The sequence below is a fragment of the Pontibacter fetidus genome (assembly GCF_010119545.1).
In the GTDB taxonomy this organism is placed as follows: domain Bacteria; phylum Bacteroidota; class Bacteroidia; order Cytophagales; family Hymenobacteraceae; genus Pontibacter; species Pontibacter fetidus.
In genome coordinates this window covers 78,820-100,952 of record NZ_JAAEAA010000007.1, presented here as the reverse complement: position 1 = coordinate 100,952, position 22,133 = coordinate 78,820, and the positions used below count along the sequence as shown (strand labels likewise).

Sequence of the window (22,133 nt, the reverse complement as noted above, 5' to 3'; positions counted from 1 at the left end):
AGGTGATTACAGGCCTTAAGTTACTTAGTTTTGATGTATTAACTATAGTTATAGTTGTACAGGACTATCGTTTAAAAACCGGCTGCCGCATCGTCGCCGCGCGGGTCTGCGCCTGCCTCCAGTTTGCCATTTGGTAATACCAGTATGGCATCGATGCGGCCGTAAGGTCCGCGTTGTTCGGGTTTATAACCTTTGCCAGTAAGTATAGCACGCACTTCTGCCGAAATAGCATCGGGTTCGTGTTGTATTACATCGGGTAGCCACTGGTGATGGAAACGCGGAGCGGCCACCGCCTGCTGCATGGTCATGTCGTGCTCCAGCACATGCACTATAGCCTGAAAAACTGAGGTAATGATAGTAGAACCGCCTGGCGTGCCCACTACCATAAACAGCTTGCCATCTTTTTCGAGTATAGTTGGCGTCATAGAACTTAACATGCGTTTACCCGGCGCTATGGCATTGGCTTTGCCACCTACTAAGCCATACATATTCGGTTCGCCCGACTTCACGCTAAAATCATCCATTTCGTTATTCAACAGAAAGCCTGCTCCCTCAACCACCACTTTAGAGCCATAGGCACCATTCAGGGTAGTTGTTGTGGAAACAGCGTTGCCTGCCGGGTCTACGATGCTGAAATGGGTGGTTTGCTCTGACTCGTAGCCTGGTAACTGCCCCGCATTTATTTCGGAAGACGGCGTTGCTTTGTCGGGCTGCATGGTGCTCATCCGTTCATTCAGGTAGTGTTCATCCAGTAACTGGGTTTGAGGCACTTTTACAAAGCTCGGGTCGCCCAGGTATTTAGCGCGGTCGGCATACACACGGCGCTCGGCTTCGGTTATTACCTGAATTTCTTTGGCGCTCTGCCAGCCATAGGTACGCAAATCGTAAGGCTCTACCATTTTAAGCAACTGCAGCAAGGCTATTCCTCCGCTGGATGGTGGCGGCATCGAAATTACTTTATAGCCTTTATAGTTTCCTTCTATCGGTTTTCGCCACACGGCACTATAGTTTGCCAAGTCCTGCTTCGAGATGATACCTCCGCCCCGCTGCATTTCTTTAACCAGCAGGTCAGCGGTTTGGCCGGCATAAAAACCTTCACGGCCTTTATCGCGGATACGCTCCAGGGTACGGGCCAGGTCTTCGTGTTTAAGGGTATCCCCTTTTTGCCAGGTTTGCTTTTGTACCAGGTACGGGATGTGTTTATTATTTTTCAGGAAAGCCTCTTTGGAGCTGTTAAGGCCTGCGGCTTCTTTCTGGGTTAGCACCACTCCGTTGCGGGCCAAGTCTATGGCAGGCTGTACTACTTCTGCCCAGGGCAAAACACCCAATTTCTGATGCAGTTTTACCATGCCATCTACTGTGCCCGGAACGCCCGCGGCCAGGTGACCGTCTGTACTTAAGCCAGCAATTACATTGGCGTTGTTGTCCTGGTACATGGTTTCGGTAGCAGCGCCGGGTGCGGTTTCGCGGTAATCTAAGGTGCCTGTTTCGCCGGAGGCAGTTCTGTAAACCGTAAAGCCACCCCCGCCAATGTTACCCGCTACAGGCAAACAAACAGCAAGCGCAAACTGGGTAGCCACGGTCGCGTCGTAAGCATTGCCGCCCTTTTTCATAATTCCCATACCAATGCGCGAGGCATCGAGATGCGCCGAAACCACCATGGCTTTATCCGCTATGTAGCCCCGGTCGGCAATACTGCTTTGGGTAACACGCTGGTTGGTACAGTTAAAAAGTACAGCCGCAACTATAAGTAATAGCGAATGCCGGAGTAAGACTGTTTTATGAACGAGAAAGTGCATCTGGTGAGAAGTTATTTTAACGTTACAGGTTACACAAAAACAGCCGCATCTGCAAAAGTTTAGCTTACTTTAGCCAAGGTATGGTTTTAACTATAGTTTAAGCAGCGAAGCTATAGTTAAGTAATACAGCTGCTAATTGTACCTGCCTCTGCGCTCCGGGGCTTCCCAGAAAAACTGCAGAAATACTTTCTGTTCGGTAACAACAGAGTGCTGATCGGGGAATGCATCCAGTTTCCGGTTTGTGGTGTAGCCAAAGTGCTCGTACCCGATGCTTGTGTTTTTAAATACCCGGAAAGTAACCCTGGGCCTGAAGATACCGATGGAATTAGTGCCCTCCAATCCATCAAAGGTATTCAGCCAGAAGTGATAATACACCAGCGCCAGGGTAGCATAATCGCTGAGGGCAAGCGTACTTTCTATTTTACCCTGCAGGCCGGTGGCATAAATATAATCACGCAATCCCAGCGAATCGGGAGCTGAACGGGTGCTGTTACCGGCCAACGGAATAACGCCCAGGTGCGCATTGGTATAGATGTTTGTTCTTTTACCGACCTCGTATTTAGAGAAAATACCACCGCCGAAGCCAAGCGCACCCAGCTCAAAATTGCGTGTATTCCAGAAATCGTAATACTGAAAAGCCCCTGTGAGTAATGCCAGTTTACCTACGTTAAGGTTATGGCCTGCCAGTATGCCATAGCCTGTTACGTTATTTATACTGCTGCCAATGGTATCTGCTTTGCCAATGCTAAACTCGGTGCGGAGCCTGAAAAAATCAAAGGGCTGACGTTTTTTCTCTTCAAACGGTCTTCCATAGTCTAGCTGCAAACTGAGCATGCCATTGTTGCCGCCATCCCCGAACACTTCATTTTCATGTGCATTAAAACGGTGCACACCGGCAAACAGCGTTAAGTTTACGGGCTCTTCCTCGTATAGCTGTTCGGTGGTTACAGCAAATGTTCTTCCCTGTAGCAGCCTGTTAAACCCACGAACCGGGTTTATGACACCCGCTGCAATTTCGCGCAGGGCACGCTCCTTGCCAGTTGTGCGGTCGTCTAACACTTTTGTGCTGATGCGGTACAAAATCTCACCAAGGGCAGCCCCGTTTAACGGCGTATAGATCATGTCGTTATAAGAAGGAAGTGTATTCTCCCCGAAATATTCCCAGGTAAGGCTACCACCCACCGCAAAGGGCAGCGACTGCCAGTAACTATAGCCCTGGGTGCGGGCAGCATTAAAGTATAGCGTGCCCTGGTACGGGTGCCCTATAAAGTTAATGCCAAAGAAGTCTGTATCCCATTCCGGCCTGGTAGTGAGGTTGCGTTTCCAGGTATCGGTGGTTACATAGCCGTACTCAGCTTTCGCCACATAGCGGTTAAAACCCATAAACAGCACATTAAGCGCCGCTACTTCTGCCACAGGTTTCCAGAGGGGTGCGCGCTGGCTTTGGTCCGGATTGGCTTTCAGCGAAAACGAACTATAGTTTTTGGCTGTTTCCGGGAGTGCGCTTATCTGGTTTTGGCTGGCTGGCAGCTTATGGAAATAAGACACTACCTGTTTTTTACTGCTGAGGTCCGGGTTAAATGTGTCGGGTGTAAATGAGATGCTGTCTGGTAGAGTGCCGGCATGTACGGCAGGTAAGGTAAGCATCAAAAAGATAAACGTATAAAGCAATTTCATAAGGGTCGTGTTGATAGCAGGCAATTTTTGCGTATCGTTTGCTTGCCATTTTAGTGTAAAGTAACGGGTTAAGAACCACGGCTCTCATACGCAAACAGCGCTTATAGGTGACACCTATCAACGTACAAACCTGTAAGGCAACCTATTTACTGCTGATGCGGCAATTTGCTGTGCGGTAACTCCCGGCCCCTGCCTGCCGTTTTAGGGTAACAGAACAGGAACCTACAGCAGTGCAGGAATGGAAAACATAAGAATATACATTGAGCCGGTCGCACGATTTATGGAAGCTACCGGAGTAGCCATTATTGCCTTGGGTATTGCTGGTGCGCTTTTCCGTTTTTTGGTAACCGTATTCCAGGCTAAAAATCAGAAAACATACCGGCAGTTGCGGCACGACCTGGGCAAGGTTATTTTGCTGGGGCTGGAGGTGTTAGTGGCTGCCGATATTATAGCAACTGTTGTTACTGAGCCTACCCTGGAAAAAGTGCTGACCCTTGGCTTGATCGTGCTAATCCGGACGCTGCTGAGTTTGTCGTTACAGGTAGAACTGGAGGGCAGGTTTCCGTGGCAAGCCCAAAAAGTTACCCCACAAACTGATCCTACAACAGCCTCCTCCTGATATTGCCTGAACTATGGCTTTGGATAATTAACAAAATCATTTGGGGCTTCAACCAACCTCTATTCACGCTGAGGAGCAGGTGCGTTTCATGCTAGAAAATAGAGTTATAAATTTTTTGTCATCCTGTAAAGAAACTTGGTAAAAGGTTAGGTTAAGCCTATGCTATTGACCCGCAAGATCCTTACAGGATAACAAGAAAGAGGATGAATAGCCTCCTCAGAGGATGGGTATTTGCACCCATTATTTCTTTTGCCATGTCGCATGCGTCTTCGCTCGTGACAAACTATAGTTTGAGCAGAATTATACTCTATATCTAAGCGGTCAGATTCCGTAGGTAATGCAGACGCGCGGGACGTGAGCGAGGGCAACCTATTGGCAAAAACCTGAAATGAACCCATCACGCTTTCAGACAAGGATATCTGAAACAGCAAATGCAACCGCATAGCAACTATGGCTTCGAGAGAATTTCTGCAACTATAGCCTGGCAATAAAAGCTACCTGAACTGTAAACTAAATTGGGCTGCTATTGCAAAACGGCTTCTTTGGCTTAACTTTAGGCTATTATCATGCAAAATAAGGTTACTTGCAGTTTTGGTTTAGCGGGTAAAACCCAGGCATATTTTGCCCTGAACTATAAAATTCCGGAACTGTGCTGGAAAGTAACCGTTCAGTATCAGCATAAATCCGACAGAACTAAATTCTTTAACTTAAAATAACATAATGGCGACAGGACTACTCGCTCTTTTAGATGATGTGGCTGCTCTGGTGAAAGTCAGTGCGGCAAGCTTAGATGACGTACCTACCCAGGTGGCAAAAACGTCTACTAAAGTTTCGGGTATTGTGATTGATGACACGGCTGTAACGCCAAAGTATGTAGTGGGCCTTGACCCTAAACGCGAACTCTCCATCATATACCAGATCGCCAAAAAATCGCTTATCAATAAAATTGTTTTTTTAGGCCCTGCCGTATTGGTTATCGGCTATTTTTTCCCGTGGGTCATCGATCCGCTGTTAATGTTGGGTGGCGCATTTTTATGTTTTGAAGGATACGAGAAAGTGCATTCCATGTTTAGTAAGCATGATGAAGCCCATAGCAAAGCAGAATCAGAAATACCACAGATAACGCCGGAAGAACTGGAAAAGGAGCGTGTAACCAGCGCCGTTCGCACAGACTTTATACTCTCAGCCGAAATAATTGCGATTACCTACTACACCGTAGAAGATAAGCCCCTGCTGAACCAGATTATTGTGATGCTGGCGGTAGCAATTTTTATTACCATTGCCGTGTATGGCTTTGTTGGGCTAATTGTAAAGGCTGATGATATTGGGCTGCACATGGCAAAGGAAAAATTCAGCGCTCCCACCCGTAAATTCGGCCGGGGCCTTGTAAAGTTCATGCCTACTTTTTTAACTATACTTGGCTATGTTGGTACGGCTGCCATGTTGTGGGTGGGTGCCGAAATTATAGCGCACCGAATTCCATTTTTAGGCCACCCACTGGAAGCTTTGGAACATTCGCTTGCCAGCGTGCCGGCACTGGCCTGGCTGGCTAAAGTTATAGTTTCAGCTATAGGCGGTTTAATTCTCGGTTTTTTTATTGAAAAGGTAGTAGTATTAGGCCGAAAACTCTTTAAAGGTGTGCGTAAAAACAACGCGTAAAACAGCCACAAAACTTGTATAAACCCCGCTTGATTGTACAATTAAGCGGGGTTTTATTTTACAGCCTCAACCTAAAATACAGGCTGGGTTATTTTTTATCTAAACCTATAGTTAGTAGCAATTTACAGCCAGTTTAGCAAACTATAGTTTATACTTTATAATAGCCGAAAGTACAGGCTGCCTGATGAGCTGCATGGTTTTGGCGTTCATCAGTTCCAGTTTGCCGGCTTTGCGCAGATGCTCTATGGCAGTAAGGTAATTTTCCTTGCTGTAGTTGGTGTTAACGGCGTCGAGTTCATACACCGATTCGATGGACTTATACTTATATAAGCCGGCATTTTCCAACAGGCGTTCCTGTAGCTTTTCAATCGTAAATTCGAGGTCATGCTCAAATAATAGCAACTGGGGCTTCGGAAAAGAATTGGCACTAAATTCAGCTACACCATCTGCCTGGCAGGTGCTATAGTTCAGTAAGGTTTCTTTAAAAATCCGGTACGCCTGGCTGTCCCTTGACGAGAATAAAAGGTAACAACTTGGCAGCTCTGTTTGCGGTGGGTTTACTTTAAACAAGGATGTAAAATGGCCGTGGGCCTGCAACACCGCTGAAAACTGGCTCAGCATAAAATCCTGCTGGCGGGCTTTGTCTTTTTCCTTTCTGCAATACGCCCTGATCTTCTCTAACCTGTCGCCAAAAAGGTCTAGTAACGGCTGGCTGGTTTTTTTTCCTGAAAGTGCTTTGGCTACGTTTTCGGGGAGGAGCTGCATGTACAGGTCGGTGCCACAGGTGGTAACTGCCTGCTGCAAAAACTGCTGTGTAAACTTATTCTGGAAAGGGTCTAAAATTGCCAAAGACTTGCCCGATGCAACTATATTTTCTGCCATCAAAGCTTTCGCTTCAGCGTTGTGCAAGAGGCAAGGCGGATGTACAAAATCCGGATAGTACGGCTGTGCTTCCAATTGTTCTTTCAGCGCTTCCTGGTGAGCGCTGTAGGCAGTGTAACTATAGTTGTGCAGTTTCTGGTTAAGGAGCGGCCTTTTAATAATGCTTTTGTGCAGTGGAATAGCATCATCTACCAACACGCCCGGATCGGTAACAGCCAGCAGGTCAATAAATACAAACTCCTGTTCGCCACACTCCCTGGCCCTGCGCAAAATTGTTTCACCCCAGGCATCAAAGTATCTGCCAAACACCTCCTTTTTTACTTCTGTAAAGCTGCGCCTTTCTTTAAAAAAATTGTTAGTAACCGGTACAGACATACTTTAAAAAGGAGTGGCTCCCTGTCAGCCACCAATTAACTTCCGTTTTATACTCTTACTTAGCTATAGTTTGTGTTAGCTGCCCGTTAAAGTCTAGCCAGACACAAACGCTAAATTAAATAGTATAAGCACAGGTTTAACTAACTAAATTAGCTTTTATTTATTAACAACAGCTTTGCACTATATTTAGTGCTACTATTATCTATCGTAACAACTTATAAATCAGCTAACTATAGATTACCTGGCTGCTACTTCCGCCGAAGACTCGATATAAAAGTTAGGATCTGTTTTAACGGTTGCATTCTTTTTAATGCCTTTCAGTTCTTTCCAGGTGGTGGTTGGTTCCAGCCATGTTGCTTTGCCATTTACATACACTTTTACAGGCATATTAAAATCCGGCACCGTGTTGCTCCATCTATACTTCAGCTTTTTGCCCTCCACCTGGTACTCCAGTTTCGGGATGCGGACATCGCGCAGATACTGATCAAAAATCGGGGAAAGGTCGCGGCCAATATGCTGGCTCAGGTAATCCTCAATTTGTTGTGTGGTTACGGTCTGGTGATAAAAATCTTTATTGAGACCGCGAAGTATGCTGCGCCATTTTTCATCGTTATTCACGATCTGGCGCAGGGTGTGCAGCATGTTGGCACCTTTCGGGTACATGTCGCCGGAGCCGCTTTCGTTTACATTATACACCCCGATGATCGGTTTATCGTTGCGGATATTCTTGCGCGTACCAATTACGTAGGCGTTTGCGGCCTCAGTGCCATAGTGGTAATCCAGGAATAGGCTCTCGGAGTAGTTTGTGAAGCTTTCGTGCACCCACATATCTGCAATGTCTTTGTAGGTAATGTTGTTGGCAAACCACTCGTGCCCAGATTCGTGAATGATGATGAAATCGAATTTGAGCCCCCAGCCGGTTCCGCTCAGGTCTGTGCCCCGGTAACCATTTTTGTAGCCATTACCATACGTTACAGCGCTCTGGTGCTCCATGCCCAAATACGGAACTTCTACCAGTTTGTAGCCATCTTCATAAAACGGATACGGGCCAAACCAATGCTCAAAAGCCTGCAACATGCGGGGCACATCCTTAAACTGGGCCTTGGCTTTATCTAGGTTATCGCGCAGCACATAATAGTCGCAATCCAGCTGCCCTTTCTCGCCTTTATACTTTTCCGAAAAATGCACGTAATCCCCAACACTCAGGTTCACACCGTAGTTGTTGATCGGGTTGGCCACAAACCAGTGGTAGGTCTTTGTTTTATCCGGATGTTGCTCTACCCGGCGCAGCCTGCCATTCGATACATCCATCAGGTTTTCGGGTACGCGCACACTTATCTGCATGCTGTCGGGCTCGTCGTACATATGATCTTTGCAGGGCCACCACATGCTGGCGCCATCGCCCTGGTTCGAGTTGGCTATAAACGGGTTACCATTGGCATCTTTTTTCCAGGTGATGCCTCCACTCCAGGGTGGGTTTGTGCTTACAGTTGGTTTGCCGCTATAGTACACTTCCAGTTTATGTGTAGTTCCGGTTTGCTGGGCATCAGGCAGTTGTACAAAGTATACATTTCCGTCTCTTTTGTAGGTAAGGTTTTTCCCGTTCTGCACCATTTTATCTACCTGCATGGGTTGCTGCAGATCTATCTGCATTACCTGCGCCGGTTTCAGTACTTTGTAGTGGATGGCATTCATGCCCTTCAGCGTACTGTCCGTGGGGTTTACCTGCACCGATAAATGGTAATAGGTCAGGTCCCACCAGGCTCGCTCCGGGGTTATTGAGCCGCGCAAGGTGTCCTGTCTGGTAAAAGTCTTGGTTTGTGCCAGCACCTGCGGCGTACTAGCAAACCAAAGCAGTACAGCCATTACCGGAAAAATTGCATGTATTCGGTTCATAGTTAACGGATTAGTAGATAGGTATAAAACTGCAGCAAATTTTAAAACTATAGATAAAAGGCAAAACCTGTTCATCGCTAAGTAATTTTAATCATTTACAGGAGCAATTCAAAGTGTAGCTATACTTTACGCTGCTTTATAAAGTAAATCAGGTTTAATTTTACTACCTTACTCTGCCGCTACGTTTAGTATCAACACTATAAATCAGCATAAAATGTATAAAACTATAGTTACTCCCCTGCTCCAAAAACATGGCTACACTTTTGTGCTATGCCTGCTGTTTTGCCTTGCAACTACAGCTACGGCTTTGGCGCAGAACGGAAAAAGTAACATGCACTACACGGTTTCGATGGATGATCCGGCTTCACAAACGTTCCAGGTACAGCTGCACTACAAAAAAGCAAAAGCCGATTCGGTAGATTTTAAAATGCCTGCCTGGACGCCGGGTTATTACCAACTGCTTAATTATGCCGACAACGTGGATAATTTTAGTGCCAGCGGCAAAGATGGCAAAACGCTGAAATGGAAAAAAGTAAATGCCAATACCTGGCGGGTTTATAAAAACAGAAAATCTGAAATTGCCTTACGCTACGATGTAAAAGCCCCTACCCCGTTTGTAGCTAAAAATTACCTCGATACAACGCGTGCCTACATTTCGCCGGCGGGTATGTTTATGCATGTTGCCGGCATACTAAACCAACCCGTTACCGTAACTATAGCGCCCTACAAAAACTGGAAAGATGTAGCCACCGGACTTGACATTGTACCGGGCAAACCTTACCAGTTTTTTGCTTCAGACTTCGACCAACTATACGACAGCCCTATACTTGTAAGTAACCTGGAGCGCCTGCCCGAATTTACCGTAAACGGCCTGCCGCACCAGTTTATCGGGTACCAGCTGGGCGACTTTGACAGGCAACAGTTTATGGCCGACATAAAAAAGATAGTGGAAAGCGCCAGCAGCCTTATCGGGGATATTCCTTACAGACATTACACCTTTATTGCCATTGGACCCGGCCGAGGCGGCATCGAACACCTGAACTCAACCACCATCAGTTTTGAAGGATCGGAATATAACAACCCCCAGGGCCGCAAGCGCCTGTTAAGTTTTATCGCCCACGAATACTACCACCACTACAACGCTAAACGCATCCGCCCCATAGAGCTGGGACCTTTTGATTACGACAAGGAGAACCGGACAAACATGCTATGGGTAGCAGAAGGCGCCACCTCTTACTATGAAAACTTAGTGCTTAGACAAGCCGGACTGATAACCCCGGAAGATGTGCTGGATGCCCTGCGCAAACACATGATGGCTTACGAGAACAAATCCGGGAGGCTGTTTCAGTCGGCTACGCAGGCAAGCTACAACACCTGGTCTGACGGGCCTTTTGGCAGCACTACCGATGAATTTAATAAAACCATCTCGGTATACGACAAAGGGCCGGTGCTCAACATGTTGCTTGATTTTAAGATACGCCACGAATCCGGAAACCAGAAATCGCTGGACGATGTGATGCGCTACCTGTACCAGGAATACTACCAGAAAAAAGGACGTGGCTACACCGAAGCAGAATATTGGGAAGCAAGCGAAAAAATGGCAGGCACACCGTTAACAGAACTAAAAGAATATACCGCCACTACCAAGCCTATAAACTACCCGAAATACTTTGCTTACGCAGGCCTGGCTATAGACACCACCGCAACAGAACAGCCGGGCGCCTACCTGGGCATTACAACCAGAATGCAGGACGATACTTTAGTGGTAGCTGACATAGACTGGAAATCTCCGGCCTGGAATGCGGGACTGAGAAAAAGCGACAAATTGCTGAAAATTAACGGCTCTAAGGCTGATGCAGAGACTTATAAAAAACTGATGAACATGGCAAAACCTGGCGATCTGGTAAACTTACAGGTAGCTGGTAAAGGCCCGGAACTAGAACTAAAAGCCACTATAGGCAAACAGAAACTTAAAAACTTTGAGACTAAACCACTCGCTAACCCAACAGCCCTGCAACAGCAAATCCTGAAATCATGGTTAAGGGAGTAACTATAGTTTAATTTTTGTGGGCCAGCGTTGCCGTATTTTGCTTAGCCGGGTACAGGAAACGACGCAGTTCTTCCAGGTAATTTAAGCTGCCATTGGGCACGTTGCTCAGGATGATGAGGGCGCTATGGTCTTTAGGATTACGGAGCAGATAAGACGTGTAGCCGTGCCATAAACCCGCATGGTATACCACGGTATCGCCGCTATCCTCGAGCTGCTTTATGCGCCAGCCAAAACCATAGTCTTCTTTCTTCTTTGCTTCTGGCCGGGATCCGGTAAATGCTTCCTGCAGGGTTTCTTTTTTAACCAGCTTCTGGGTGTAAAGCGCCTGCTCCCATTTATACAGATCATCTACCGTAGAGTAAACGCCTTTGTCGCCCAGCACGGTGTCCAGGTAATCGGGGTATCGTTCGCGACGGCCACCGGTGTGCCCGGTTGCTACTTTGCCAGCTATAGTTGCCAAATCCTTACTGTAAGTAAAGGTATGGTCCATTTTCAGGGGTTTAAAAATATACTTCTGCACAAAAACGGCAAATGGCATTCCGGAGGCTTTTGTAACAATAGAGGCCAGCAGCGCATAGCCGGTATTGCTGTAATCGAAGTGTGTGTTGGGCTGGTAATATACTTTTGGCTGGTGCTTGGCCATCATATCTACCACATCGGTATTGGAAATGGGTTTGTTACGGTCGGGCCATAGTTCATCGCTGAAATAGGTATAGTTGGCCAGCCCGGAGCGGTGATTGAGCAGTTGGCGTATGGTGATGCCTTTGTACGGAAAAGTTGGTAAATATTGCTGTACGCTGTCGTCATAGTTCAGCCTGCCCTGCTCTTTCAGCATCATTACAGCCATAGCCGTAAACTGCTTTGAAACCGAAGCCAGCTGAAAAGAGGTTTCGGTGCTAAGCGTATCTTTCGGGCGAAAATCAGCATAGCCAAACGCGCCTTTGTACATCACCTGGTCGTATTTGGTAACCAGCACGGTGCCGTTAAACCCTTTCTTTTTATGCAGGTAATGAAAAATAGAATCGAGCTGGTGGTTGAGCTTTTTGGCACTTGCGGCGGTAAACGAAGCCGGCACTTCAATGGTCTCCCGGGTTTCGTCTTCGTGCTGCGCAGTAAGCTGTTCGTGCAGCTTTTCCTCTTCCGAACCCTGGCACGAAACAAGTAGCAAACCAAAAACAAGTGCTGTAACCCAGCGAAACAATGAAAACTGTACTCTAAGAATGGTCATAAGAAACGACGCTAAAAACAGCTCTGAATATAAGCTATCTTCAGGAAATATTAAAAAAGTTTAACTACCAGCCTGCTGCTATTTTGCTATTCTGAACGAACAACCCTGCACAATATTTTGCGGCGCTGTCAGCCTTTGGTGAGACCAACTATAGCGGAAACCTATAAAATGAATTGCGGCTGTTAAGTTCCATCACTCCACCACTTTCAGGCAATAACTGCTTTCTTTTGCTGCTTTAGTACATACGGAAAGCAGCTCTTATACTTGTTCAATTTGCGCTCGAAAAAGAACCAGGAAGCAGCACTAAGCCCTAGCAAAACCAAACTATAGACAACAAGCAACGCACCCGAACCCAGCGATTTACCAACTACTATGTTATTGTTCTGAAAATGTTTGGTGATAAAATAGGGTACAAAATTATGCAGCAAGTATAGCCCATAACTGATCTGACCGATAAAGACCATTGGTTTGGAAGCCAGCAATTTACCTCCTAAACCATCAAACCCATAGGCAGCACCCATAGTCATGCTCAGAAATAAACAGATCAGGGCAAATTCGCGGAGAATAACTATAGCAGCGTTAAAGGTTAACACCTGCGGGTAAAACTGGCATAAGGTAAAGAACGTGAGCCCAACTATACCGGCCACTTTAACCGTAACAGCCAGCTTTTTACGCCAGCCGGCATCCTGTTTAAACCGCTCGCTTTTCCCGAGTTTAGCCAGCAACGCACCGGCCCCTAAGTAATGAAACGAACTTATAGGCAATACTCCCAGACGTGCCCCACCTATATCAAAATAAGCGCAGGTAAGTTTAAAAACGGGGGCAAGCAGTATAAACCCAACTATAGTTGCAGTTAAGTAGCGCCTGGGCGTGAAAAGGATAACAAAAGGCCAGAACAGGTAAAATTGCTCTTCCACGGCAAGCGACCACAGATGTGAGGCCTCTCCTATCCAGAACCCTTCCCGGAAAATAGCAAAATTGGTAAGATAGCCCAGGTGCCACCCCAGGTAGTGCAGCACATTGTAAGAACCCAGCAGTGCAGCCACCCCTATAACCAGGTAATATAGCGGGAAGATTCGAAGGAAACGACGGGCATAAAAACTTTTAACGATCTGTGCTTTACTGGCTCCTAAATGTTCCGCTTTTGTGCGGGCATCCAGCAATATGCCCGTTATCAGGTAGCCACTCAGTACAAAAAACAGCTGCACTCCCAGGCCACCCAGCCCGGTCTCTTTCACCTCAGGCGTCCAATGGAAAAGGATAACTATAGCTACGGCAATGGCTCTGAGGCCATCTAACTGAACCATGTACCCCGGTTCTGTATGCTTCAAATTCATAAAAAGGCTTTCCTTAAACTGCTCCCGCCACAATGCTTTCAGAAAGCAGGCTGTAAAATTACAAAAAGGAACAGAATAAGATTCAGGATAAACTATAGCTTAGCTGTAAACTATAGGAAACAGAAGTGTAAAACTGCCTGTAGGGTACTTAATAATGCAACACCCATTTGCCTATTTTTTGCTTATAGCTGCAGTTCTGGGTAAGCCATTTTCTATTTGGGGGTAGCTCTCCTTTAACTATAAGCACAATATTTTGCTGCAGCAGGTTAACCAGGGCAATAGAGTCTTGTGCGCGGGCGGGGTTTAGCAGGTTTTGCCGCCAGTTTTCGTTGGTCTCGAACTGGGTCTCGCGGTTCAGGTGGCGGTTCTTGTCCTGTATGGTTACAAAATTACGGTTCAATTCAAAAGCCAGCGAAGGCAGCAACTGATCGTAAACTATAACACGGCGTTGCGCCAGTTCCGGCTTTTGCAGGGCTGCAGCCACCTGCGAAGTGCTGTTGACCTGTTCTTGGTTATTGCCTAACAGGTGCGTAGAAAAAGGAAGCAACAATACTGTAAATACCAAAGCGCCTGCCAATAGTTTTGATAAATCATTCGAATCACTACGCCAGATAAAGTATAAACCTGCCAGCATCAGCCCCGGAAAAATATAGCACCAAATGGGTACCTGTATCTCAGCTAGTATAAGCGGGGCGACTATAAATGCCAAAGCCAGTATGCCATAATAAACAAGCGCAGCTGTTACGCTTCTGCGCAGCTTATTTTCTAATAACTCCTGCAGCAGCCAGGCTGTTAACAGGGCCAACCCGGCAAACAACGGCAGAATATACAGGATCAGTTTTGAGCCCGAGAGCGAAAAAAAGACAAGCGGCACCAGCAGCCAGAGTATAAAAAGGCGCTTATCCTTTGCAGGTAGAGCTCTGATTTTTTTTAAATTGAGCAGCAACATAGCCGACCAGGGCAGGCTAAGTAAAGGGGCAAGCACGAGGTAAAACCACCAGGGCTTTGAGCGACTGAACGCTTCCGGATTTGCATACCGCTCTACGGTATGTTTCATTAAAAAGTAATCTACAAACTGCGGGTTTTGCAGCATTAAATATACGTACCACGACGCGCTCAGCCCCAGAAACACCATAAACCCAACTATATAATGCATGGTGTGGTGCTTGGTTGCCGCCGACCTATAGTTAGCCATCGCCAGTACCACCAGCACCGGAAAAATAAGCCCCACGGGTCCTTTGGTAAGAAATGCCACCGCCAGCAAACTATAGAACAAGTATAGCCATGCCGCTTTACTTTTATATTTATACTTCACCCATGCCCAGATCGCCAACAGCTCGAAGGTTGTTAGAAAGGAATCGGTGGTGAGGTTGCGGGCTGAGATAAGTACGGCTGGCATGGTGACATACACTACCAGCGCAACTATAGCTATTCCTTTATCTCTGAAAAGAAGCCACCCCAGTTGGTATACCAGCAAGGCCTGCAGCAAAAAAGACAATTGCAGAAAAAACCTGACGCCAAACCCGTTAACTCCTAAAAGCGCCATACCAGCAGCAGAAATAACATAGGTTACCGGCGGCTTATGGTAGTGGCCTATACCCAGCAGTTGCGGATGCAGCCAGTCGCGGGAGGCAAGCATTTCCCTACTGATCTCGGCGTAACGCGCTTCGCTTGTTTCCAGCACGCCCCAGCCACCCAGGTTATAAAGCAGGGCAGCCAATAAAATCAGTAAGATAAACCAGTAACTGCGGCCCCGGAATAGCCCATGTTGTAACGGCATATAATTGTGTCAGCTCGTAACCGTTTGCGATGTTTTTTGATTGCGCAGCCCGATGTACAGGTTACGGCTATAAGCTACCACACCAAAAATCTGCCCTATAAACAAAACCGGATCAAGACGGAACACAGCGTAGGACATGATCATCAGGCTACCGATCAAGCTTATCACCCAGAAACCATTTGGCAAAATAGACTCCTGCGCTTTTTCGGAGTAATACCACTGGTACACGAACCGTAAGGTAAAAATCACCTGCCCTGCTCCTCCCCATATCACCAGCGAATCGGCGATGTGGCTATGCTTCCAGATATACTGCAAACTATAGACATCTCCGAAAATTAGCCAAAGCAGGGCGGCCATCGGAAAAAGTATAGAAGGCCACCTTACCCAGCCAGGCAACTCCTGCCACACGTTCTTGAACCTCAGATTGCGCATGTAAATAAAATAAGAGATCACCTGCCCACCAATGATAACCAGGTCGTTGCGCAGTACGCCGTACACCATCAGTAAAAAAGAGGCCAGCAAACTAAAGGTCCAGAAAGAGGTAGGCGAAAGAACTTCCCCGGCTTTTTCAGAGCGAATCCATTGCACCAGTATCCTGGAGGAAAAAAGCAGTTGCGCCAGTAAGCCTAAGCCATATACCCCTATCTCAGACCTGCTCATGCTTTATAAGCGGTTGGTGAATTTCCTGTTCGGCTATCCTATAGTTAATGTAGCGATTCCGCATCCACCGGAAAGCAAACGTGTCGTTTAACGGACCCCACAAGCGGTTTAAAAGGTGGTACTTGGCTGTGCCTGCGTAGCGCTCAAAATGCTGCACCGGCAGTTGCTTTACCTTACCGCCCTGCAATTGTATCAGCGCCGGCAGGAACCGGTGCATGCCATCAAAAAAAGGGACCCGTTTGGCGTAGGTTGCATCCATAATTTTTAGCGGGCAGCAGGTGTCCTGTATGTTATCGTTTATCATCAGGCGCCGGAAGTTATTCGCAATTTTAGACGACATTTTTTTTATGACCGTGTCCTTGCGTTTTGCCCTGATGCCGTTCACCATCTGGTACGCTGGCAGGTACTCGAAATAGAGCAGAAAATCTAGCGGAGAAGTCTGCAGGTCTGAATCGATGTAGCCAATGTAGGTGCTTTCCGCTTTATCAATTCCGGCTTTGATGGCAGTGCTTAAGCCATAGTTGCGGTCAAAAGAAAGGTAGCTATAGTTGGGGTTGCGGTTACATATTTCCCGTATCTGTTGCAGGCTGCCGTCTGTTGAGCCGTCGTTTATAAACAAAACCTGCGTAGGCATGGGGGCCTGCTCCAGAAACGCATCCATCGATTCGCAGAAACGCGGCAGGCATTCTGTCTCGTTATAAACAGGCACAAGTATGGTTAAGGTTTCGGGCTTCATACAGGTCAGGTGCTTATCGTTAACTTTTGATTATCAGATAAATCTATCGGTTGCAGGCGCCTTACAAGTGCTCCAGGGTATTCTCTTTTGCAGGCACGTACTGTTGTTTGTACCAATCCACAAAGCGGGTCAGGCCTTGTTCCAGGGTGGTGGTTGGCTTATAGTTTATAGTTTGCATCAGGTCGTCTACATCGGCATAAGTGCAATACACATCGCCGGGCTGCATCGGCTTCAGGTCTAAAATGGCTTTTTTGCCCAGCAGGCGCTCCAGTATGGCTATCAGTTCCAGTAAATGTTCGGGTTTGTTGTTACCAATGTTGTAAATTTTAAAAGGTACAACAGGGTTAGGTTCAGCAGTAGTGGCCGGAGAAAGCGGCATCAGTTTTAGGATGCTGTTTACCACGTCATCCACATACGTAAAGTCGCGGTACATGTCGCCGTTGTTAAAAACACTGATCGGGTTGCCTTCCAGTATCGCTTTCGTGAAACTATAGTAGGCCATATCGGGCCTGCCCCAGGGGCCATACACCGTAAAAAACCTGAGCCCGGTAGTTGGTATGTTGTAAAGGTGCGCGTAACTATAGGCCAGCACTTCGTTGGCTTTTTTGGTAGCGGCATATAACGATACAGGCTGGTCGGTGCGCTGATCAGGATGAAAAGGTTTCTCGGCAGAATTACCATAAACCGAGCTGGAGGAGGCAAACAGCAGGTGTTTTACCGGAAAATGGCGGCAGCACTCCAGCAGGTTTACAAAGCCTACAATGTTGCTGTCTATATAAGACCGGGGGCACTCCAAACTATACCTCACGCCGGCCTGCGCTGCCAGGTTAATCACCACATCAAACCGTTGCTCTTCAAACAGCGTTTTCATTCCCTGCTCATCGGTCAGGTCGAGCTGCACAAAGGCATTGTTCGGGAAATACTTGCTTCGGATAACCTTGTTATAGCTGATCTCTTCTCTTTCAAAGCCCTGCGCGGCCAGCCGGCTATACTTTAATTCAGGGTCATAAAAAGCGTTTATTGAATCGAGGCCTACAACGGCATAACCTGCCTGCTGTAGTTTAGCGAACAGATGATGCCCGATAAACCCGGCACTCCCGGTTACCAATATGGTAGGCGCTCTCTCCATTCGCTCAATAAAGATTAGATACCAGTGCTGCCATCTTTCTGTAGTAGCTATTTACTTTCCCTAAAACCACCTGTTGGTGTTATACTATAGCTAAGCTTATAGCTTAGTATTTTACAGCATTCAAATTAATATGTTTCAATTTTATAATTATAAATAGCATCTCAAACACAAACCTGTGTTGGCTATAGTAAAGCTATAGTTGCTGTATGGGTGCTTCCATAAGAAGTGTGGCTAAAATGGTAGCGTTAAGGCTATTCAGATAAAATAGAATGCGCTAAGTTTTTGCTTGCTAGTTGCTGATACCAGTTAGCCGTTTTTATCAAGCCTTCTTTTAAACGCACCTGTGCCTGCCACTGCAAAAGCTCACGGGCTGGCGCTACATCAGCTACTCGCACGTACACTTCCTTCCGGTCAGGCAGGCTGCCAAATTGTGGGGTTAGCGGGGAGTGCAGGATAGCCTTCAGGAGCAGCGCGATGTCTTTTACAGAAGCAGTTTCGCCGGAGGCAAGGTCTATAGTTTTACCTTCTATATCTGGGGCAGTTGCTGCCGCCAGTAAACCGCTTACCAGGTCATCGATATAGATCCAGTCGGTAGTAAAGCTGCCAGTGGTAAGTTGGGGAGACTTGCCTTGCAGATAAGTTGCTATAGTTGCAGGAATTACCTTGTTGGCAGGTTGCCCTGGGCCATAGCCCATAAATAGCCGGAGTATAACTACAGGCGTCTGGTAAAGATGATGAAACATGCGCGCATACCCCGAACTCATCCATTTGGCAGCACTATACGGCGAAGAAGGTATTGCATCGGCATCGCCAACAGGTTCGTTCAGGGAGCCGGTAAGTAGCAGCCGGCAGTTTTTCTTTACTGTAACGGCCTCCAGCAGAAATAAGGTGCTTTGCAGCAAACTGGTAAATGTCGGCTGCACCCATTCTATTTCCTGTGAAGCGCTGACTGCACCAGCCAAGTGATAGATAACATCTGGACGCGTAGCATCCAACAATTGCTCTACTTCTGTTTTTGTCTCTAACTTACTTTGCCACCAGGTTATAGCTTCTTCCGGTGTATGTTCGCTGCGAGACACAGCATGAACTATAGCGCCCTGGCTAAGCAGCTGCCGGCACAGGTGTTTTCCGATAAAGCCGGTGGCGCCGGTTACCAACACCCTAACCCCCGAAAGCGACATTTTACTATTCAGCAGCATTATATACAGCAGGTATCAGCAAGCCATGTGAAATAAGCACGCCGGCTACTACTTTTATAATTTTAAATGGGATGCCAGATCGTTTAGCGATAGCCAGTAAACTATAGCGCCCATCCGATAAGTTCAGGATCCAGAACATAGCCATCTCCCTCGATTTTTTATCTGATTTACCGACCAGGGAATCGTATAAGCCGCGCCTACCCAGTTGGGGTTCGCACTTGGGGTTGGTATTCAGGTAAGTCGCATCGTTTTCCAGCACATCCAGTACCTCCTCCAGAAATATAAGCGATTCCTCTAACTGAGCAGGCTTCACAAAAGCAAGGTCATCGGCAGAGGTGTGGTATTCCGGGAACTGGCCATGCTGCGAGCGCATCAGGCAACCCACCGGCATGTTAAAGGCAGGCGAGCAATACTGGCGCTCATCGTACCCATACGGGAAAAAGTCGATCACCTGGTATTTTTTGCCGCTTTCGGCCAGCAAATGCTCCACCACGGTATCAATTTTATAGTTGCCTTCGCGCGAGCGTTTATAGGTAAAGCCAGCCTCATCTCCGAGCAAGGTAAGCACCAGGCCATGTTTTATAGCCGGTATCTTTTCCTCGTTCTGGCTAAGCCAGGTAATAGAGCCAATGGTGCCGGGCACAAACAAAAAACGGTAAGTAAACTTGTTATGCTGTTGCTGCAGGGCCTTTGCCAAATACGTAGCCACCACTATTCCCGATAAGTTATCGTTACACAACGACGGATGGCACACATGGCAGGATAGCAACACTTCATCGGTGCTTTCGCCGGGTATTACGTATTCGCCGTAGGTAAGCGAGCCGTCTTCTAAACTGGCATCTATACAAACTTCATACATGCCGTCTTCCAGGGCAAGGTATTGCTCGTGCGTCAGGCAAAAACCCCAATCTGGTTTATAGTACGATGTTTTGTAAGGAATAAGCCCCGGCTGGTCCGGTAAGGTATGCAGGTGTTTCTTCAGTTCCGCCAGTGGCAAATAGGTTTCTACCGGGGTGCTATAGTTTACAACATGCAGATTGTGTTCAGCAAAATCGACAACCTTCTCTCCTCGTTCATTTTTAATGTAGGCATCCCGTATGTTCCACTCTTTTGGCACCACCCAGTCGAAGGCGGGTGTACCCGTAGGCACTTCCTTTATTTCCAACGGAATATGCTGCTGCAGTATACGTAATGTCTGCCGAACGCCATCGCCGGTAATGCTCCTGCAGATCGGGTATAGTTCCTGAACCAAGTCATGCATCTGCGCTCCCTTGCTCTCAGAAACAGGCTTACACTGTGGCGCTTTCAGGTTTATAGTCATGTATCTGGGTAGTTGGTATACAGGTTACAAATCGGCAGCCCCAGGCGCTCACATACGACAGCTGTGCCATAACTTCTTCTTTCAGGTTCCAGGGCAGTATCAGGATGTAGTCGGGCTGGTATTCCCAGATCTTGCTTTCGTCGTAAACCGGTATGTGGCTGCCTGGCAGGTATTTACCTTGCTTGGATGGTGCTGCATCCAGTACAAAATGTATCAGGTCGTTGCCTTTTATGCCAGCATAGTTCAGCATGGTATTGCCTTTAGCTGCCGCCCCATACCCGATCACTTTTTTACCCAGTAGTTTCTGTTCTATCAAAAAGTTAAGCAGGCCATACTTTATCGTATCAACACGTTCCTGGAAGTTTCGGTAAAAATCCGGGGTGGTTAAGCCGGCAGCTTCTTCTTTATCTAACAGGGCCTGTACGTTATCCGAAATGGGTTTAGACTTGTCTTTTTTGTGCTTGGCAAATATGCGCAGCGAGCCGCCGTGTGTTGGCAGTTCCTGCACGTCAAACATCTCCAGGGCGTGGGCTTCAAATATTTTTTTTACGGTTGTAAACGAGAGATAAGAAAAGTGCTCGTGATAGATGGTATCAAACTGGCACTCCTCCACTAACCGGAGCAAATGCGGAAACTCTAAGGTAATAACACCATACCTGCGCAACGCTACTTTCAGGCCTTCCACAAAATCGTCAATATCCGGTACGTGGGCCAGCACGTTATTGCCTATCAACAGGTTGCCCTTCTTTTTTTGCCTGCTTAGTTTCCGGGCAAACTCAGACCCAAAGTATTCTGTAATGGTAGGTATACCTTTTAATATGGCTGCGTTGGCTGTATTTTTAGTTGGCTCTATACCTAACACTGGCACATGGTGCGCTTTAAAGTGCTGCAACAGATAGCCGTCGTTAGAGGCTATTTCTATCACATAGGAGTTTTCGTCAAACCCGAACCGGTCAATCATTTCCTCTACATACCGCCTGGCATGATCTACCCAGCTTTTAGAGTAAGACGAAAAATATACATAGTCGCTGTTAAAGATTTCTTCCGCTTTTTTATATTCATCTACCTGCACCAGGTAACAGTTGGTGCATGCATAAATGGTAAGCGGAAAGTAGGGTTCTGGTTCGTTCAGCTGCTCCGAGGTAAGGAAAGAGTTGGATGGCGGCGAGCTTACCAGGTCCACAAATTTGTTGTGGAGCGGGTGTTTGCAGAAGCGGCAGTTCATAGCAGTTGGGTTTAAGGTGAGACGTAAGATTCAAACTCCGGTTCGCGCATAGCACACAACTTTCAGCCTATTGGCCTTGCTAAAATACCTCTACCCATTTTTAGCATGCCAGCAAATGCCTGCTTTACCAGTTAAATTATACCTGAGGGCCGCGTTGCTTTACCCTATTGTGCATTTTTCTGCGCTTCCAGTTTTTTACGAAGAGCATCATATATAGTCTAATTAAATTTAAATTTTTTGAATAATATTTTTTATTAATCGAAGTAGGCATTGAAATAGCACTATATCTGCGTTTAAAGTATATTCTGGGTATAATTGGGGGCTTAAAGTGCGCTATAATTTTAGTTTTTGTTGAGGAAGATTATGTGATGCTGCCAGCCAACCTATAGTTCGGATGCTTTTACCAGATCATAAAATGAACCTTAAAGCAAATACTCTCAGGATTTTAGGTTAGAACCTGTTTAGTGTTTCACAGAAAATCGTTTTTGCTGCCCTTGCTGCGTGTTTTCACCAGCAAGCACCAATGGGTTAAAGTATAGTTGTCGGTGAAAACACCAACAA

Annotated in this window: 17 protein-coding genes; 4 read left to right on the top strand and 13 right to left on the bottom strand. The window is 46.8% G+C overall.

Annotation, left to right across the window (positions count from 1 at the left end):
• Nucleotides 1–71: 71 nt before the first annotated feature.
• On the bottom strand, nucleotides 72–1,799 hold the full coding sequence (ggt, locus tag GWO68_RS07190; protein WP_162345747.1) for a gamma-glutamyltransferase: 1,728 nt from the start codon (nucleotides 1,797–1,799) through the stop codon (nucleotides 72–74).
• 132 nt (nucleotides 1,800–1,931) lie between these two features.
• Nucleotides 1,932–3,476 (bottom strand): DUF3943 domain-containing protein, encoded by a 1,545-nt coding sequence (locus GWO68_RS07185; protein WP_162345746.1) that lies wholly within the window; start codon nucleotides 3,474–3,476, stop codon nucleotides 1,932–1,934.
• 238 nt (nucleotides 3,477–3,714) lie between these two features.
• Here GWO68_RS07185 and GWO68_RS07180 point away from each other — a divergent pair, with 238 nt between their 5' ends.
• The 3 genes from GWO68_RS07180 to GWO68_RS07170 all read left to right on the top strand — a co-directional run bounded on the left by GWO68_RS07180 (nucleotide 3,715) and on the right by GWO68_RS07170 (nucleotide 5,754).
• Entirely contained in the window at nucleotides 3,715–4,095 is a 381-nt protein-coding gene (locus GWO68_RS07180) for a DUF1622 domain-containing protein (protein WP_162345745.1), read from the top strand.
• A gap of 566 nt (nucleotides 4,096–4,661) precedes the next feature.
• Nucleotides 4,662–4,811, top strand: a complete 150-nt coding sequence (locus tag GWO68_RS07175) for a hypothetical protein (RefSeq protein ID WP_162345744.1) — start codon at nucleotides 4,662–4,664, stop codon at nucleotides 4,809–4,811.
• Nucleotides 4,812–4,815: 4 nt separating this feature from the next.
• Complete coding sequence (locus tag GWO68_RS07170; RefSeq protein ID WP_162345743.1) at nucleotides 4,816–5,754, top strand: DUF808 domain-containing protein; 939 nt, start codon at nucleotides 4,816–4,818, stop codon at nucleotides 5,752–5,754.
• Nucleotides 5,755–5,895: 141 nt separating this feature from the next.
• On the opposite strand, the gene GWO68_RS07165 is transcribed toward GWO68_RS07170, so the two are convergent.
• Both GWO68_RS07165 and GWO68_RS07160 read right to left on the bottom strand, forming a co-directional pair.
• A complete protein-coding gene (locus tag GWO68_RS07165; RefSeq protein ID WP_162345742.1) occupies nucleotides 5,896–7,011 on the bottom strand; it encodes a hypothetical protein in 1,116 nt (371 codons plus the stop codon).
• 237 nt (nucleotides 7,012–7,248) lie between these two features.
• On the bottom strand, nucleotides 7,249–8,907 hold the full coding sequence (locus GWO68_RS07160) for a M1 family metallopeptidase (RefSeq protein ID WP_162345741.1): 1,659 nt from the start codon (nucleotides 8,905–8,907) through the stop codon (nucleotides 7,249–7,251).
• A 214-nt stretch (nucleotides 8,908–9,121) separates the two neighbouring features.
• Between GWO68_RS07160 and GWO68_RS07155 the strand changes: the two genes are divergently transcribed.
• Nucleotides 9,122–10,957, top strand: a complete 1,836-nt coding sequence (locus GWO68_RS07155) for a M61 family metallopeptidase (protein ID WP_162345740.1) — start codon at nucleotides 9,122–9,124, stop codon at nucleotides 10,955–10,957.
• A gap of 7 nt (nucleotides 10,958–10,964) precedes the next feature.
• Here GWO68_RS07155 and GWO68_RS07150 read toward each other — a convergent pair whose 3' ends face one another.
• The 9 genes from GWO68_RS07150 to GWO68_RS07110 form a co-directional block, all read right to left on the bottom strand.
• Nucleotides 10,965–12,185 carry a serine hydrolase domain-containing protein gene (locus tag GWO68_RS07150; RefSeq protein WP_162345739.1) on the bottom strand — a complete coding sequence of 407 codons (1,221 nt, stop codon included), beginning with the start codon at nucleotides 12,183–12,185 and terminating at the stop codon, nucleotides 10,965–10,967.
• Between the two features lie 206 nt (nucleotides 12,186–12,391).
• Nucleotides 12,392–13,522, bottom strand: coding sequence for an acyltransferase family protein (locus tag GWO68_RS07145; protein WP_162345738.1), 1,131 nt, complete (start codon nucleotides 13,520–13,522; stop codon nucleotides 12,392–12,394).
• 148 nt (nucleotides 13,523–13,670) lie between these two features.
• The gene (locus GWO68_RS07140) at nucleotides 13,671–15,302 is read right to left on the bottom strand and encodes a phospholipid carrier-dependent glycosyltransferase (protein ID WP_162345737.1); all 1,632 of its coding nucleotides are present in this window, start codon (nucleotides 15,300–15,302) and stop codon (nucleotides 13,671–13,673) included.
• A 9-nt stretch (nucleotides 15,303–15,311) separates the two neighbouring features.
• Nucleotides 15,312–15,962 (bottom strand): lipid-A-disaccharide synthase N-terminal domain-containing protein, encoded by a 651-nt coding sequence (locus tag GWO68_RS07135; protein WP_202923696.1) that lies wholly within the window; start codon nucleotides 15,960–15,962, stop codon nucleotides 15,312–15,314.
• Entirely contained in the window at nucleotides 15,949–16,698 is a 750-nt protein-coding gene (locus GWO68_RS07130; protein ID WP_162345736.1) for a glycosyltransferase, read from the bottom strand. Before GWO68_RS07130 ends, GWO68_RS07135 begins: the two co-directional genes overlap by 14 nt.
• Before the next feature lie 61 nt (nucleotides 16,699–16,759).
• Nucleotides 16,760–17,827 carry an NAD-dependent epimerase/dehydratase family protein gene (locus tag GWO68_RS07125; RefSeq protein WP_162345735.1) on the bottom strand — a complete coding sequence of 356 codons (1,068 nt, stop codon included), beginning with the start codon at nucleotides 17,825–17,827 and terminating at the stop codon, nucleotides 16,760–16,762.
• Nucleotides 17,828–18,078: 251 nt separating this feature from the next.
• Nucleotides 18,079–19,026: an NAD-dependent epimerase/dehydratase family protein gene (locus GWO68_RS07120; RefSeq protein ID WP_162345734.1), complete on the bottom strand. Its 948-nt coding sequence runs from the start codon at nucleotides 19,024–19,026 to the stop codon at nucleotides 18,079–18,081.
• Entirely contained in the window at nucleotides 19,013–20,347 is a 1,335-nt protein-coding gene (locus GWO68_RS07115; protein WP_162345733.1) for a DUF4910 domain-containing protein, read from the bottom strand. Before GWO68_RS07115 ends, GWO68_RS07120 begins: the two co-directional genes overlap by 14 nt.
• Entirely contained in the window at nucleotides 20,316–21,572 is a 1,257-nt protein-coding gene (locus GWO68_RS07110; RefSeq protein WP_162345732.1) for a class I SAM-dependent methyltransferase, read from the bottom strand. The genes GWO68_RS07115 and GWO68_RS07110 overlap by 32 nt, the downstream gene beginning before the upstream one ends.
• Nucleotides 21,573–22,133: the final 561 nt, after the last annotated feature.

Excerpts from the sequence above, each read along its gene's own strand:
- ggt (WP_162345747.1), bottom strand. The coding sequence starts at position 1,799 with ATGCACTTTCTCGTTCATAAAACAGTCTTACTCCGGCATTCGCTATTA.
- GWO68_RS07185 (WP_162345746.1), bottom strand. The coding sequence starts at position 3,476 with ATGAAATTGCTTTATACGTTTATCTTTTTGATGCTTACCTTACCTGCC.
- GWO68_RS07180 (WP_162345745.1), top strand. The coding sequence starts at position 3,715 with ATGGAAAACATAAGAATATACATTGAGCCGGTCGCACGATTTATGGAA.
- GWO68_RS07175 (WP_162345744.1), top strand. The coding sequence starts at position 4,662 with ATGCAAAATAAGGTTACTTGCAGTTTTGGTTTAGCGGGTAAAACCCAG.
- GWO68_RS07170 (WP_162345743.1), top strand. The coding sequence starts at position 4,816 with ATGGCGACAGGACTACTCGCTCTTTTAGATGATGTGGCTGCTCTGGTG.
- GWO68_RS07165 (WP_162345742.1), bottom strand. The coding sequence starts at position 7,011 with ATGTCTGTACCGGTTACTAACAATTTTTTTAAAGAAAGGCGCAGCTTT.
- GWO68_RS07160 (WP_162345741.1), bottom strand. The coding sequence starts at position 8,907 with ATGAACCGAATACATGCAATTTTTCCGGTAATGGCTGTACTGCTTTGG.
- GWO68_RS07155 (WP_162345740.1), top strand. The coding sequence starts at position 9,122 with ATGTATAAAACTATAGTTACTCCCCTGCTCCAAAAACATGGCTACACT.
- GWO68_RS07150 (WP_162345739.1), bottom strand. The coding sequence starts at position 12,185 with ATGACCATTCTTAGAGTACAGTTTTCATTGTTTCGCTGGGTTACAGCA.
- GWO68_RS07145 (WP_162345738.1), bottom strand. The coding sequence starts at position 13,522 with ATGAATTTGAAGCATACAGAACCGGGGTACATGGTTCAGTTAGATGGC.
- GWO68_RS07140 (WP_162345737.1), bottom strand. The coding sequence starts at position 15,302 with ATGCCGTTACAACATGGGCTATTCCGGGGCCGCAGTTACTGGTTTATC.
- GWO68_RS07135 (WP_202923696.1), bottom strand. The coding sequence starts at position 15,962 with ATGAGCAGGTCTGAGATAGGGGTATATGGCTTAGGCTTACTGGCGCAA.
- GWO68_RS07130 (WP_162345736.1), bottom strand. The coding sequence starts at position 16,698 with ATGAAGCCCGAAACCTTAACCATACTTGTGCCTGTTTATAACGAGACA.
- GWO68_RS07125 (WP_162345735.1), bottom strand. The coding sequence starts at position 17,827 with ATGGAGAGAGCGCCTACCATATTGGTAACCGGGAGTGCCGGGTTTATC.
- GWO68_RS07120 (WP_162345734.1), bottom strand. The coding sequence starts at position 19,026 with ATGCTGCTGAATAGTAAAATGTCGCTTTCGGGGGTTAGGGTGTTGGTA.
- GWO68_RS07115 (WP_162345733.1), bottom strand. The coding sequence starts at position 20,347 with ATGACTATAAACCTGAAAGCGCCACAGTGTAAGCCTGTTTCTGAGAGC.
- GWO68_RS07110 (WP_162345732.1), bottom strand. The coding sequence starts at position 21,572 with ATGAACTGCCGCTTCTGCAAACACCCGCTCCACAACAAATTTGTGGAC.